Source organism: Rufibacter sediminis (assembly GCF_014269285.1).
Taxonomy (GTDB): Bacteria; Bacteroidota; Bacteroidia; order Cytophagales; family Hymenobacteraceae; genus Nibribacter; species Nibribacter sediminis.
Map to the genome: position 1 here is coordinate 248,586 of NZ_JACOAF010000020.1, position 15,309 is coordinate 263,894.

Below are 15,309 nucleotides of genomic sequence, written 5' to 3' on the forward strand. Positions count from 1 at the left end.
AATCTATTTAATTCAATATTTTATTATGCTAGAGCAGGCAAAACAAATTTGTATAACCTTACTACAGAGTAAATCCACTATCACTGCTTCTGACATTGATGAGGCCATAAATAACGTCCAGAAAATCTTTCAAATTGAAGAGGAAGAAAGAAAAACATTATATAAATATTTGGAGGCCCAATTTTCAGTTTTTTCTGATACCTATAAAATTCTGTCTGATACAGAAACGTATGTCCCGTGGCTGAAAAATAAGAAATCAGAAATCAGATGGAATTTCTGGAATCGTTACCTGATGTTTCAGCAGAAGAAAATAGCCCCACCTACTTTAAACAAACTGGACAATCTAACTGACGATATTCTGGACAGGCTTATTGACCCGAAGACCAAAGGACCTTGGGACAAAAGAGGAATGGTAGTAGGGCAGGTACAATCTGGTAAAACCAGTAACTACACCGGTTTGATTAATAAAGCTGCTGATGCCGGATATAAGTTAATTATTGTCCTGGCAGGACTTCATGATAGTCTTAGAAGTCAAACACAGGTAAGGATTGATGAGGGTTTTCTGGGATTTAATACTCAGACGGCCATGAACTTTACTAATGCCGGTAATAGAATAGGGGTGGGTCTGTTTAATAAAGATTTACCTGCTCATGCTTTAACCACCAGTAGGCTTAACGGTGATTTTAAAGGTCCGGTAGCACAGGCTTCCGGAGTGAATATCAGGGGAACAGATCCTATTATCCTGGTTATAAAAAAGAATGCCTCTATCCTGAAAAACTTGGTAGCCTGGCTTGCAACCAGGGGAGATAAAACACCAGAAGGAAACATTATTATACGGGAGCTACCCTTTCTGCTTATTGATGATGAGGCAGACAATGCTTCCATTAATGTTAATCCTAAAAAAGTATCAACTATTAATGGCAGTATCCGGGCGCTGCTATCTTTGTTTGAGCAAAGCGCCTATGTTGGGTATACTGCAACCCCTTTTGCCAACATTTTTATTCCCTTACTATCAGAGGAAGACACCAAAGGGTTGAATCTGACCATAAAGGATTTTGAGTTTACGGTAGGCCAAGATCTATTTCCTAAAGATTTCATTGTTAATATTCCGGCACCATCTAATTACATAGGCCCAACAAAAGTATTTGGATTGCCAGCTTCTTCCTCTTCAGAATCAGCAGAGGAACCCTTACCTATAGCCGTCCCTGTCTTTGATTATGAAGCTTTTGTGCCTGATAAGCACAAGAAGGATACACCACTTCCGGAAGAGCTTCCTGCCAGTCTGCGTTTTGCTATAAAATGTTTTGTTCTTTCCTGTGCAGCCAGGAGGGTTAGAAAACAGATTGATGTTCATAATTCTATGCTTATTCACGTTTCCAGATACGTGGTTTGGCAGGATAGAATTGCCATGCTGGTAGACGCTGAACTAAAGCATTATCAAAAGCAGATCGAATTCAATCAGGGATCTATTCTTAAAGAATTAAGGGAAACTTGGAAGACTGAATTTGAGCCTAAGACTAACCTGATTCTGATGCAGGATCATATCTACCAAGATCCAGGCATTGTTCCTGTTTCTTGGAGTGAGATTGAAAATGAGTTATTCAATGCCAGTGCCAGAATAGATGTAAGAGCTATTCATGGAGACAAAAATGAAGCGGGTTTATCCTATCATAATATTTCCCCTCTGGATTACTTCATGTCTGAGCAGCAGGGTACTTATCTGTCGGTGATTGCAGTAGGGGGTGATAAGCTTTCAAGAGGATTAACGCTTGAGGGTTTATCTGTAAGCTATTACCTGAGAGCCTCTAAGATGTATGATACCCTAATGCAGATGGGCCGATGGTTTGGTTACAGACCAGGGTACGCTGATCTGTGCAGGCTGTTTACTACCAGCGATCTTATTGATTGGTTTGAGCATATCACCATTGCTTCAGAGGAAATGCGGGCTGATTTTGATTATATGTTCCTGCTTAATGAGACGCCAAAAAATTACGGGCTAAAAGTTAGAACACATCCCGGAGCTTTGAAAATCACAGCAGCAAACAAATTCCGCCACAAGCAGATCATGTTGCTGAGTTATTCGGGAGAGCTTGAGCAAACCTATAAACTTAAAATTGATCAGCATATCTTCAGGCGTAATTATGAGGCAACAGTTGAACTGATTAACACACTTGGTAAGCAAGTAGAACAGCCTTTGAATAATGAGGTAAAAACACAGCCTTTCATCTGGAGTGGAAAGAACAATAGCAATCTGATTATCAAATTCCTCAATAGTTATAGTATTGGCCGGGAAGTATTGGATGTTCAAAAGATGGCTGACTATATTCAGGCCCAGGTACGGCAAAATAATTTGACTGACTGGACTATTGTGTTGATACAGAACTCGACGGCAAAAGAATCAGATACATACCCATTTGAAATCAACAATGAAACTAAGAAGGTTGGAATGACCGACCGGAGTATCAGCCTTACCCGGCCAGATGAGATTGTTAAAACCTACTCTATCAACAAAGCCATGATTATTTCTCCTAATCATGAATTAATTGACCTATCAGACCAGCAAATTGAAGATGCCTTGAAGCTCACAAAGCAGGATTGGGAACAGGACAAGAAAAAAAATGAGCCGACACTGCCAAGTGGCTTCAGAATAAAGAGAGTCAGATCTTCTACCAAAGGTTTACTGCTTTTATATCCGTTACATTGTTCTCCGGTACACCGGTGGTTGTCTGAAACCAGTACTCCTGAAAATAAAGTGTATAACATTGAGAGAAGAAATTATTCAGATGTGCCTATAATGGGGTTTGCTATCAGCTTTCCTAATATACCTAATGATGAAAAAATAGAATACGCTGTCAATGAGCAATTCATTCAAGAGTATGACTACTCAGAGGAGTTAGATGCAGAAGAGTTAGTGCATGAATAGGATAAAAGAAATCTGGACCGAACTAAAAAAGCAGCCCGACTTTCTGAGCGGGCTAGCCAAAATCCGGTATTCAGAATCCTCATACTGTGACCTTTACTTGGGTATTAAATTACCTGAGAACTCGTCCTGTTTGATTTTGGGACTACCTATAAGTGTTATCAACAAAATCAATTCTGACCGGAAGCTGAGGGGGTTGAGATTAGAAAAGGTAGATGATTCACAGCATAGCACAAGAGGCTTTCTTAATCTGATTCTGCTGGATAACAGGTTCTCTGATATTTTTGATAGCCTTATTTTGGATATAATCAGGCATATCATCAACTTAGACAACGAAGGCATCATTGCACGGGAGTTCCTGAACAGAATAGATAAGTGGCAGGCACTTTTTGAAAAAGCAGCCTCAGAAGGTTTGCCACCGGAAGCCCAGAGGGGTTTGTTTGGAGAACTATATTTTTTGAGAAAGTGGCTTGACGTTGCTAAAGACAAAGCTAAATGTCTGCAGGCATGGGTTGGTCCAGAGCTTGCCGTCAGGGACTTTGAATATGGTGGTGCTGCTCTGGAAGTGAAAACCACTAAAGGCAATAACCATCAAAAGATTCAGATTAGCAGTGAAAGACAACTGGATGTCACCACATTAGATTATCTGTTTCTTTTTCATTTGTCTTTGGATGTACAGCAAAATGCAGGAGAAGCTCTGTCCAGTTTAGTAGAATCTGTAAAGGCGCTTCTAATCCATGATTTTAATTTATATACTGTATTTCAGGAAAAGCTTTTGCAGGCAGGCTATTACCAAAGCCATCAGCACCTTTATGCAATTAAGAGTTATAAAGTCCGGCAGGAATCTTTCTACGAAGTAAAAGGAGACTTCCCCAGAATACAGGAAAATGAAGTACGGGAAGGAGTAGGTGATATTAAATATTCAATCATATTAAGTAATTATAGTGATTACCTGGTAGATGAACAGGTGGTCTTCAATACCTTAAACTAGCATGGCAGAAACGCTGGAGAATCTGGAGTTAAATAAATTTTGTGCAAACGTTCAGCAGGAAATAAGGGCTACACAGTTATCAGAAGATGATGGTGGTGCATTAGAGCAAATCTTTACCCAATATGCAATTGGTCTATTAGCAGACGCTGGGGAAACGGAGAATGCACGAGCCTGTTATGATGAAAAAGTAAACAAAGCCGGTAGTGTTCAGCATAAGATTAATGGCTATGCTCTTTCTGACAACTACGAGACGCTGGATCTGTTCATTACTATTTTCAAAGGGACAGATGAACCTGCCAGAGCTTTTAAAGAGGAGGTAGATAAAGCTGCAAAGAGAATCACTGCCTTCTTCCGGAATGCAGTGTATAATACGTATGTACAGGAAATAGAAGAGGCCTCAGAGATATTTGACTTAGCCCATACTCTAAGTGAGTCTAAAGAGCTAAAGAATAACCTTGTGCGGGTGAATGTAATGATTTTAACAGACGGAGTATATCCGGGTGAAACATTACAGGAGCAGATTATTTCTGGGTATAAGATTTACTCTCGGGTAATAGATCTAAATTACTTATATAACATCTCTGAAAAGGCGCATGTACCCATTGAGATAGATTTTCAGGCAGACGGTTATACTATACCTTGCATCTTTACCCCCTCTGATAATGAGGAATACCAGTCCTATCTGGCTATTATTCCGGGAGCTGCACTGGTCAATATATATGAAAGGTTTGGTTCACGCCTTTTAGAGCAGAACGTCAGGTCTTTTCTGCAGTTTTCCGGAAAAATAAATAAGGGCATCCGGAAAACTATTCTGGAAGAATCACATATGTTTCTTGCCTTTAATAATGGTTTGGCAGCTACGGCAGAAGAAGTGCAACTAGTCTCCTCCCCAGACGGCTATGGGCAATCAATTGCCCGGGTGAAGGACCTGCAGATAGTAAACGGAGGTCAGACTACGGCATCTATTTACCACACCTGGAAAAAAGACAAGGCAGATATCTCTAGGATATTTGTGCAGGTAAAGCTTTCTGTGGTAAAAAATAAAACCAACTTTACCAATGTGGTAGCCAGAATTGCAGAGTATGCCAATACTCAGAACAAGATTTCTGCTTCTGATCTCAGCTCTAATAGTGAGAACCATATTATGCTGGAAAAACTTTCCCGCACTATCTGGGCACCACCTATACAGGGCAAAACTCAACAGACGCGTTGGTTCTACGAGCGTGCCAGAGGGCAGTATAAGAATGCAATTCTAAAAGAAGGGTTCACGCAGGCAAAACGAAAGGCTTTTGAACTGAAGAACCCTAAAGTGCAGGTCTTAACAAAAGAAGATATTGCCAAGTATGTGAACTCCTGGCAACAAGTATATGAAGGTAAAAAACTGGTAGTGGGGCCACATTTTGTAGTTAGGGGAAACCAGAAAAACTATGTTCAGTTTATCAACTACAATTTTGACAGTAAACCAGACAACATCTATTTTGAAGATGCTATTGCAAAGGCTATCCTATTCAGGGCAGCTGAAAAGGTGTATGGGGTAAAGCCTAACTCCATTGGCGATATGCGCTATATAACTGTTCCCTACACAGTGGCCTGGCTCGGGTATAAGCTTAATTACAAACTGGATCTTTACAAAATCTGGAAAGCTCAGGGTATAAGTGAGCCTCTGAAGGAGAAACTGAGGGAGATAATGGTGAAGATGGAAGCCTTCATTAAGAAAAAGGCTCCAGGTTCACTTTATGGAGAGTATGCTAAAAAAGAGGAATGCTGGGAAGCGGTTAAACAGCAGGATTTTAACCTTTCGCTTGAAAGCCTGAAGTATGATCTGGAGTCTGATAGTAAGAGATCTAAAAGAGTACGACTTACGGAAGAAGATACCTTGCAGGCAGAAGTAATAGCTCTTCAGGAAAGATTGAAATCAGTTCACCCAAAAACATGGGCAGATATCGAAGAATGGGGAAGAGCTACCGGGAAGTTATCTCCTTACCAGCGTACCATGACAACTACCATCAGTTCTGCTGTTCTAAGAAAGAAACTATTCAGTGATACTGAATTAAGTAACGGACAGAAGATTCTGGACCTTGCGATAGAGGAAGCACCGGAGTTATTTCTGAATATGGAGGAATACTCGGATGAAACTGGAACTGCTACCAAAACCTTAACTGCAGTTACTACCGATCAGCTTAAGGAAGTTGTGAAATGGGAAAAGAAGCATAGAAAGCTATCTGACCCTGAGTACAAGTTCCTTGTGCTTCTAGCAGAGGGTAAACGGCCACTTTCTGATCGGAACCTAGGTTTTGTTTCAAAAATAATGAACAAAGTAAAAAGGTTTGGGTTTGGCGTAGCTGCAAGTGAAGTAGGAACAGCTGAGGATGCTCGATGGGAAACTTCCATATGTTACTGGAGTACGGTTGAACTACCCGGTTATACTTATGCAGCTAAAAAGAATGCTTGGTGGAAGAGAAAATAGAATAAGTTTCAATTTGAATATTCTGTGATTAAATTATTAATTTATTATCCTGACATTATTTAATTCATTAATTCAGTGGAAGAAAATCATAAGCTTGGCTTATTTGTTTCGTATTATTTGTCCAGATTTGATAAAAAAGCATATGAGAATCTTGGTTTTGGAAACCAAGCAGAAACCCATAATAAAATAGGGGAAAAACTAAAAGTAAACCCTCATACAGTTAAGAATTGGAGAGACGAGTTCGACCCTCTACATGGGCATCGTGTTGGGTGGTATCAAAGAAAGCTTTCACCCTCAAGAGTTCGGGTGGTTGAGGCCTTACAGGATTTAGATGAATCTGAAGTAAGACTAATTATTTCTGATATACTCTTTGGGCAAACGGATGATGACGAGAAGATAAAGCTTTTGAATGTTATACCGGAAGAATCACAAATCGAGAAGAACTTTGTGCTTAGAGGGCCAACAGGTAAAAAGGCTGAGGAATTCTTTATAAATTTTTTTTATTCAGATAGTTCGCCATTTGAAGGCACTTTAATTGATTGTCGTGATAATGGCTGTGGTTATGATTTTGAAGTTGTGAATGATATTCAAAGGGTATTTATAGAAGTTAAAGGTCTCTCAGGAGAAGATGGTGGTTTAGTTTTTACAAATAAAGAATGGAGTACTGCAAAAAAGAATGGGGAACATTATTATTTAATTTTTATTAGAAATTTAAATAAAACTCCGGAAGTAACTATTGTTCAAAATCCTTTTATAGCCTTAAAATCACAGAAAAGTATTTATACTTCTATACAAATACAATGGATAGTTTCTCCTAAGGAACTAAAACTAATATCTTCTTAAGTACGGAATAGTACTATTAGCTTTTAATGATAAAGCTGGTATTATAACCTCCCTTCCCAAGGAGTAAAGGCTTTAATAATTATATTATCAGATGATTGAAAATGCAAATGCTGTTGGTAAGTTTAAAATCAGGCCTGCCGCACGTCACGTCTTTACTATAGGTGAGGGCTTAATAAAGGATTCTTATTCTGCTTTGGTAGAATTAGTGAAAAACTCATATGATGCTGATGCTGAAAAAGTAGCAATTGAATTCTCTGCTAAGAATGAGGGAGAAACTAACTCTTTAATTATAAATTTTACTGACAATGGGCATGGAATGAGTTTTGACACAGTTACAAACATCTGGATGGTTCCTTCCACTGAGGATAAACAAGAAAGAAGGTTTAGCCCATACATGAAACGGCCAATGCAGGGAAGAAAAGGAATTGGAAGATATGCTGTTGCAATTTTGGGTAATGAACTACTAATGGAAACTACAAAGGATGGAATAACAACAACCTTACTAATTGATTGGGATGAATACCTGAAGCCCGAATATAAGTACTTAGATGAGATCGATATCTTGATAGAAGCAGCTCGTGATAATAAACCAAATGGAACCCACTTTGAAATTGTAGGAAATGAAAGCAAACTTATTGAATGGGATCAATGGCAAATTGACAATTTAATAAATGAATTAAGAAAGCTTTTATCCCCAGTCCATGAAAAAGAAACATTAAACTTCGAGATAAACCTTTCATTTAAGGATTTTCCAGTAGAGAAATATAATAATAGGTTAATTAAGATTGAACCGTATCCAATTGTAGATTTATTTGATTATAGAATTTCTGGAACTATTGATGAATTAGGAAAGGGGACTCTATTATTTGAAAATAACAGTATCAAAGGAATACCTAATGAGAAAGTTGAATTTGAAGCACGGATTTCACCTCGAGCAAAAAATTGTGGTGTTATTTATTGCGATTTCAGAGTTTTTGATAGAGACCCCCAAGCAATTGAAAACTTAATCAATAGGGGTTTATCCGATCCAAAAACAGGAAACAGGTTAGGTAAAAATGAGGCTCGTAAGTTATTAGACGAAGTTAATGGTATTGGGGTATATAGAGAAGGGTTCCGGATTAGGCCCCATGGTGATCCAGGTTATGATTGGTTAGAACTGGACCGGGCTCGGGTGCAAGATCCGTCCTTTCATATAGGAAGTAACCAAGTTATTGGATTTATACAAATTGAACCCGAAGAGAAATCACATTTAGTAGAGCGTTCGAGTAGAGAAGGTTTAAAAGAAGATAAATACTATTGGGGGCTCGTTGAAACAGCTAAATTGGTAATTAATACATTAGAAAGAATAAGGTATTCATTTAAAATCAAAACCGGCAAAGCTAAATCTAAGCGTAATATAACCTCTAAGTTAGATAAAGTTATAGATTCTTCTGACTTAAAGGTAAGTTTAGAGAAGGAACTGAATAAAATCGGGGTCAATAATGATGTTAAAAATCGCATTTTTAATTTAATTGACAATAATTTGAATGAAAAGACTAAAATAATAGAGGATGTTAAATTAGCAATTGCAGATTATCAAGGTCAAGCTACTTTAGGTAGTATTTTGAAAGTTGTGTTACATGAAGGCAATAATCCTGTTGGATTTATTTCTCGGCAAATACCCAATATTATAGATTGGATTTCTGAGTTGAAGCAAGAGCCAACCCCAGAGTTACTTGATAAAATTTCTAATCGATTATTATTGCTTAAAGAGCAGGCTCAAGTTTTCTTAAATTTATTTTCTAGGTTAACTCCATTAGCCGCTAACAGAAGGAAAAAGGCGGATCTTTTTTTATTAGCTAATCCAATAAAGCAAGCAGAAGCAGTTCTTGAAAGTAAACTAAAGGAAAGTAATATTACCCTGAGGCTAGAGGGAGATACTAACTTAAAAGTAAAGGGTTGGCCTGAGGACTTCTTGGCTACATTTATAAATCTTATAGATAATAGTATTTACTGGCTGTCTCCTGAACAGAAGTCTGATAAAAGAATTCTAATTTCTATAAATCAAGAAAACGATAATAATGAAGAGATTACTATTCATTATAGGGACAACGGTCCAGGAATAGAAAAGAAATTTATTGAGGAAGAATCAATATTTGAACCAGGCTTTACCTCTAAACCAGCAGGTCAAGGGCATGGCTTAGGAATGGCTATTGCAGGTGAAGCAATGGCAAGAAATAATGGAAAGTTAACAGCAATATATGATGACAATGGGGTTCATTTTATAATTACCTTAAAAACACAAATAGATGAATAACGCAAAAATTTTGATTGTTGAAAATGAGGAGCCTCAAAAGATCTCTTATCTGGATACAATAGATAATTTTAATAAAAAAAGTTCTGTAAAGATTATAGCAGAAGTAGTTAATAATCTCGAAGATGCATTAAAGGCAGTGTCAGAAGATACTTTTGATGGTGCTATTTTGGACTTACGCTTAAATAACACTTCTTCGGAAGCCTCTGGAAACGAAATAATCAGGAGTATTGTAGATTTAAAACGTTTCCCAATTTTTATTTATTCAGGCTTTGTAGGAGATTTAGATCCAACTATTCCCAAAAGCATCTTTTTTCAGGTCTACGAGAAATCAATGGATTTTAATATTCTATTAAAAAGCTTTGCTGATATCTTCAAAACTGGAGTGACAAGAATTTTAGGGAAGCGGGGAATATTGCAAGAGTATTTAGACAAGGTATTTTGGACTCATCTATCTGGAACTTTAGAATATTGGATGGATGAAAAAAATGAAAAAACTTTACTTCGACATGCATTAACTCATGTAATTGAATATTTGGAAATTAATGAAAAGGGAAGCTTTGTAAATTATAATCCTGCCGAAGTATATATTAAACCACCTATAAAGCCTTTTATTTTCACCGGTTCCATTTTAGAGAACAAAGATAAAGAGCTTTCTATTGTTTTGTCACCAGCTTGTGATTTGGCTCATTTTGGAAAGACTAAGCAGGTGCTTTTAGCGAGAATAGAACCCCTTAATACGCCGCTTATAGAAGATCAGAAAAATATTTTAAGAAGACCTATTAAGCCTGACCTTAAACCAGATGAATACGCTAAAGACTATGCTAAAAGAGAACAAGCTAAAGCAGTTTTGAGAGAGATTTTTACTAATAATTATGCGCATAAATATCATTTCTTGCCTGATTGTAATTATTTTGATGGCGGACTAATTAACTTCCAAAATATTCAAACTATAACCCATGAAGGGGCTGAAGCTTATAGTCAAATTGCTTCTGTAACATCTTCGTTTGGTAAGGATATAATTGCGCGATTCTCTTATTACTATTCTCGTCAAGGTTCTCCTGACTTCGATTTCGACAAGCTGCTTAAAAAGCATACCAGTTAAACTATTTTTACACAAGGCCTAATTTGTTGTAATTTAAGATCTATCTAATGCAAAAGGAGTCATGTCCAGCTACAGAGGTATAGTTACAAACTACACCTCTGTAGCTGGACATGACAATTAACTTGAAGTCAGTAGTATAGCTAATGATTTTAGTTTTAATTTTTAACAGAAAAGGAGCAGAAAACAGGTAGGTATTACAACAAACTAAACCCACTCAAGAGGTTTGCAACTCTGGATATGAAGGATAATTAGGGGCAAAGCTAGATTCATAATGAAATCCTAGGTAGTAGGCTGGATATGAAGGAATATCATTGTCAGTTAAAACTTGTATCCGCAATCAATATCTGTTTATCAAATTCAAAAGTGTAGCCGTAAGGTTGAATTCTGAAGTTTTCTCCCCGTATTTCCTCAATTTTATTCAGCACACCATAAATGGGGTTGCCCATAAAGATCATCTCGTCAGGTGTTACTCTAACAATCAGGTAATTTTTCCTTGATTTGGCAATATTGATCTCGCTCCCTGAGATCCTGAAATTATTATTCCTTGGGTTTTGAGTAGTTTTTACTTCTACCAAAACCGCCTGCCCTTCATGCCAGGCAACCAGATCTGTGAAAGCAAATTTATAGTGCAGGGTTAGGTAGAAGAATGGAATAAGGGCTTTGGCAAGTGCTACTTCATCCTCTATATAATCGAGGCAGGTCTGATATAAATTTCTATGTTTCTCTAAAGCTGGTTCGTCTTTGCCTAAGACAGTACAGATTAGGTTGAAAACTTCATTAATAGCATGCTTTCTGTCCTCTGGTTGTTCCATTTGCAGAAAATATCTGATGAGATAGCCCAAAACTTCTTCCTCACCATTGGCTCCTGTCACTTCAGCATCAGTTGCCGGTAAGGAGTTTCCTTTGTAAATCACTTTTTTTGTTTTGACCGGAATTTCTGAAGAGCTTACAGCTGCGCTGGGCTGGAAACCCGCCAATGTTTTTGCCGGATGATGGCTCATGCCCTGAAATATCCTTTCAATCCGGGAAAGAACAGAGACTTCACGGGTTGCATCTGCCAGCTGACCCGAAGATGATGGTTTTGCTACCTGCTCCGGGAACGCCAGCTCAATATCTGCTTCCAGCCTCTCTAGGTCCTTTGCTATGCCCATTTTACCAAATAATGCCTGAAGGCGGCTCTGGAACTCCTTACTGGTTTCTGGGTCTGCTTGCTCTAGCCTTAAACGTAGTTTCGCCAGACGTTCGTGGTATAAGTCTAAATCAATGTCAAGGTTGAAGTCTGCAAAAATACCATCACTAAACTCTGCCTTGGTTCTGTGAATCACCAACTCCAATTCATTTAAACAATCTCTGCGGAAGACATATTCCAGAAAGCGACTTTGGTGGTTTGCGTTATACACATGCCAGCGGCTATCTTCTGCTAACTGCTCCTGGTTAAAATAAGAAAATATTTCTTTGGAGAAAGCTTTGAACTTGGTGTCATAATCACTGATCCAATACCGCCTAAATATATCCTGATTAATCTTGAGTTGCGCCTGATATTCTTCCCTGAGGACCTCTTCCTCTTTATGAAAGACAATGAGTTCCAGTGCTTTTGCTATCCGGGTGTTGTTGAAAACGCCTTTTGCAATAGCTTCGGCTTGCTGGTGAACAGGTAGACCTTTAGAAAGAAATAATGCCTCTTCATTAGTGTCAAAACTTCTTTCTACTGTTTTACAGATGTTCCCTATCTGAATATCTCTGGTTAGTTTATCTGCCTCATAGAACCTGAGCTGTTGCAGCCTTTTGGATAGTTCAGCAATTTTTTCCGGTTCTTCAAAGTAATCTGTTTCAGATAAAGTTGACTGGCTGATTTCTAGCAGGACATACACTAGTTTGGGCAAAAGCTTCTGAAGATAGAGTTCAGTTTTATCTACCTGATTATGGGCCACAATAGCAGCTTCAGTAATTTTCAAAACCTTACCTTTAAAATGGTAGGCTTCCGGATCAACTTTGCTTTTATGATAGGCCAGTACCGGTTTGTCCAGATCAGGAATACTTGCGGCCAACTTAAACTCACTCTCATTCTGTACAATATAAAAGTCTGTATGATAGACAAATGCCAGTTCTTTCTGTCCGAATACTAGGTACTTCTGAAGCCTTTTGGCTAACGGCTCAAATATTTTCTGGTAAAGCCGGATAATTTGTTCTTGCCGGTGCAGATTATTCTGGCAGATAGTCACCAGTTGTTGGAGATATTCTTTTGGAAAGTCATTGTACTTCTTTATCAGCAGTGAGTGAGCATCATCTTTGAATTCAGCTATTCTCAGCTTTTCCAGAAAGGAATATTCATTGTCATTGATCAGGGCCGGAGGAATGGCTTTGTCATTTGCTACCACCCTGATACCATCAACAATCATAGAGTGTCTTAACTGATCCTCCTGATTGCCACTGCTCCCTTTCCATAACGCAGGAATATAATCCAGACCTTCTTTCAATGACTCCCAGATAGACAGATCAACAAATCGGTAAGAAGTATGGAAGGATACCCCTAAATACTGAAGGAAGGTCTTCTGGCTAATTCCTTTTGGCATCTCCGGAAGAAAAGAAAGGTCCAGATCTTTCTCTCTGCAAAGCTGGGCGGGCTTATACTTGCCTGAAATAGTTTTCAGGAATACGGTAGATAAACTAAAGTCAGCCAGATTGGCCGTTGTGTTGTCTTCGCTGTTTCTGCGCGTGATAAAGTTATTGTACCGGTGGGTAGGCAGAATATTTTCTCCTGTTTTGCCCATCAACGTACTAATGCTTCTAAGTAAGTCCCGCTGTTGTTCTTCTGTTATTTGATTTTCAGGGCCATGGTGCCGCCCGGTAGGAGAAACCTGCCGGTAATGTTTCAGGATTTCATTTCTATCTTTAAACTCTCTGATTCCTAAATCCTGCCTTAATTCTTGATTTTCAACCTTGTAGTTTATAAGGCTCAATCCTGCAAATGAAGGCACAAAAGATTGCAACTCTTCATTCTGTTCCCTATAAATAAACTCAATACTTTCAGAAACTGATATTCCTAGGCCATCGTGAGCATAGATAACGGCTGCATTTTTCTTTTTAAGTTGCCGAGCGAATTCAGTATAGAAGTAATTTGTCCATTTTCTCTCCTGACCATCATCCCGGCTGAAATACGTAATGAAGGCAGTAGTATGTCCAAAGAAATTATCATGTTCTGTTTTAGTCCTGGACTCTTGGAAAAACTCTTTCGCTAATGAACTCAGAAAATCACTCCCAGTGGCATAATTATGATTCCAGATTTGCAGAATGTCTCTAACATGATCAAATGCTGACCAAGGTGAATGTAATTGCAAGTAGCTCCATTTAAATGGTGCCAGAATAGTATCTGCAGAATTCACCTCCTTTATAAACTTTAATCTAAGCTGAGGGGCAGTTCCACTTTTGTTATAGCCATTCAAGTAGGAAAAGTAAAGCTCCAGACATGCCCTGAATAACGCTTTATTATACTCCCCAATGTTGCCATTAAAATTAATTGCGGTCCGGTCTACGGTTGTATGAAAATCGGCATGAAAATCTACGTTCTTAAATGGAGAAGGGAATTTTGTTGGCAGGTAATTGTATAAGACCCCTGCGTTATCTTTTGATTGCTCTGGTTGTTTTAAGTAAAAAGCAATCTGAGGGTTAGAAACGTTAATGCCGGCTTTAGCTGCCAGCTGTTTTACTTCATCCTTTAAGTAGCATTTTACAATGGCTGTTTCCCCTTCATAACTCCCCGACTTTTTTGTAAAATTAAGGTTTTCATTTTCTTCATATTGAAAGTGAATAGTAATGGGTTTTGTAATCCGCAGCTGAACGAACTCAAAATGAATTCCTTTTATTTCGGAAAAAAGCTTTTTTACTTCTTCTTCCTTATTGACCGCAAATGGGATCTGAATAATAGTAACAAATCCATTCTGAAAAAGCGATTGAACGTAGTCATCCTGCTCCCGCTCCTGAATAGGGAAATAGAAACCAGGTACACCTCTTCCTGAATTTTCCTTCTGAACAGCCTGTATCTGTTCCTTTATAGTTTCCCGGATATCAATAGTTAATGTTTCCGGCAACTTCTCAGGATCCTTAAAGCTGTCATAAATCTGGAAGCTGATATTTGCAGGCCAAGTATCACCGGCTTCCTGTACTATTTCACCTTGAGTATGAACCTGTACATAATTGTCCCGGGCAATGGAAAAGGCAGACTTAAAACCCACGCCTTTGTTACCAATGCTGGTATCAGCTGATTTAGTAGAAGTGGAGATAGAACATAGAGACTGAAAATCTGCCCTTTTTGAAGTTCCGGTTTTATAATCAAAATCAACCTGATAGGTGAAAGGTGTGCCATCATTCGCTATATAGAGGCAATGATCTTTAGCAGTTACCAGAATCCTGCCCTCAGCCTTATCAAAAGCATTCTGTAAGAGCTCATAGATCACCCTCCCTTGGTAATCAGCGCTTACCTGCTCTACCTGTCCGGCCTGCTGCTTAATAGTTTCTATTCCTACATTCAGATAATAGTTATGATGGGCATTGAATATGGTTGTAGTTCGTTCAGCTTCTGTGTAGGAGAGAGTCATGGTGTATCTTTAATTATGAATAATAAATATAGAGGATGTTTAATAGAAATACCTATGTATCTGAGAAGATGCCTATAAAGAAGAAATAACTATTT

7 protein-coding genes are annotated in these 15,309 nt (G+C 38.3%); 6 read left to right on the forward strand and 1 reads right to left on the reverse strand.

Going from position 1 to position 15,309, the window contains the following annotated elements; translation table 11 throughout:
* Positions 1 to 25 precede the first annotated feature (25 nt).
* From H7U12_RS07755 to H7U12_RS07780, 6 genes are all read left to right on the forward strand, one after another.
* Positions 26 to 2,923, forward strand: a complete 2,898-nt coding sequence (locus H7U12_RS07755; RefSeq protein WP_186635500.1) for a Z1 domain-containing protein — start codon at positions 26 to 28, stop codon at positions 2,921 to 2,923.
* Positions 2,916 to 3,911: a PD-(D/E)XK motif protein gene (locus H7U12_RS07760; protein WP_186635503.1), complete on the forward strand. Its 996-nt coding sequence runs from the start codon at positions 2,916 to 2,918 to the stop codon at positions 3,909 to 3,911. Before H7U12_RS07755 ends, H7U12_RS07760 begins: the two co-directional genes overlap by 8 nt.
* A gap of 1 nt (position 3,912) precedes the next feature.
* Complete coding sequence (locus H7U12_RS07765) at positions 3,913 to 6,378, forward strand: AIPR family protein (RefSeq protein WP_186635506.1); 2,466 nt, start codon at positions 3,913 to 3,915, stop codon at positions 6,376 to 6,378.
* A 75-nt stretch (positions 6,379 to 6,453) separates the two neighbouring features.
* A complete protein-coding gene (locus tag H7U12_RS22865; protein ID WP_186635509.1) occupies positions 6,454 to 7,221 on the forward strand; it encodes a DUF3883 domain-containing protein in 768 nt (255 codons plus the stop codon).
* 91 nt (positions 7,222 to 7,312) lie between these two features.
* Positions 7,313 to 9,517, forward strand: coding sequence for a sensor histidine kinase (locus tag H7U12_RS07775; RefSeq protein ID WP_186635512.1), 2,205 nt, complete (start codon positions 7,313 to 7,315; stop codon positions 9,515 to 9,517).
* Complete coding sequence (locus H7U12_RS07780) at positions 9,510 to 10,619, forward strand: response regulator (RefSeq protein ID WP_186635513.1); 1,110 nt, start codon at positions 9,510 to 9,512, stop codon at positions 10,617 to 10,619. Before H7U12_RS07775 ends, H7U12_RS07780 begins: the two co-directional genes overlap by 8 nt.
* A gap of 314 nt (positions 10,620 to 10,933) precedes the next feature.
* Here the strand turns inward: H7U12_RS07780 and H7U12_RS07785 are convergent, their stop codons facing one another.
* A complete protein-coding gene (locus H7U12_RS07785; RefSeq protein WP_186635516.1) occupies positions 10,934 to 15,214 on the reverse strand; it encodes a sacsin N-terminal ATP-binding-like domain-containing protein in 4,281 nt (1,426 codons plus the stop codon).
* Between the last annotated feature and the right edge of the window lie 95 nt (positions 15,215 to 15,309).

What these genes read in the sequence shown, in the direction of transcription:
- H7U12_RS07755 (WP_186635500.1), top strand. Translation starts at nt 26, where the DNA reads ATGCTAGAGCAGGCAAAACAAATTTGTATAACCTTACTACAGAGTAAA.
- H7U12_RS07760 (WP_186635503.1), top strand. Translation starts at nt 2,916, where the DNA reads ATGAATAGGATAAAAGAAATCTGGACCGAACTAAAAAAGCAGCCCGAC.
- H7U12_RS07765 (WP_186635506.1), top strand. Translation starts at nt 3,913, where the DNA reads ATGGCAGAAACGCTGGAGAATCTGGAGTTAAATAAATTTTGTGCAAAC.
- H7U12_RS07775 (WP_186635512.1), top strand. Translation starts at nt 7,313, where the DNA reads ATGATTGAAAATGCAAATGCTGTTGGTAAGTTTAAAATCAGGCCTGCC.
- H7U12_RS07780 (WP_186635513.1), top strand. Translation starts at nt 9,510, where the DNA reads ATGAATAACGCAAAAATTTTGATTGTTGAAAATGAGGAGCCTCAAAAG.
- H7U12_RS07785 (WP_186635516.1), bottom strand. Translation starts at nt 15,214, where the DNA reads ATGACTCTCTCCTACACAGAAGCTGAACGAACTACAACCATATTCAAT.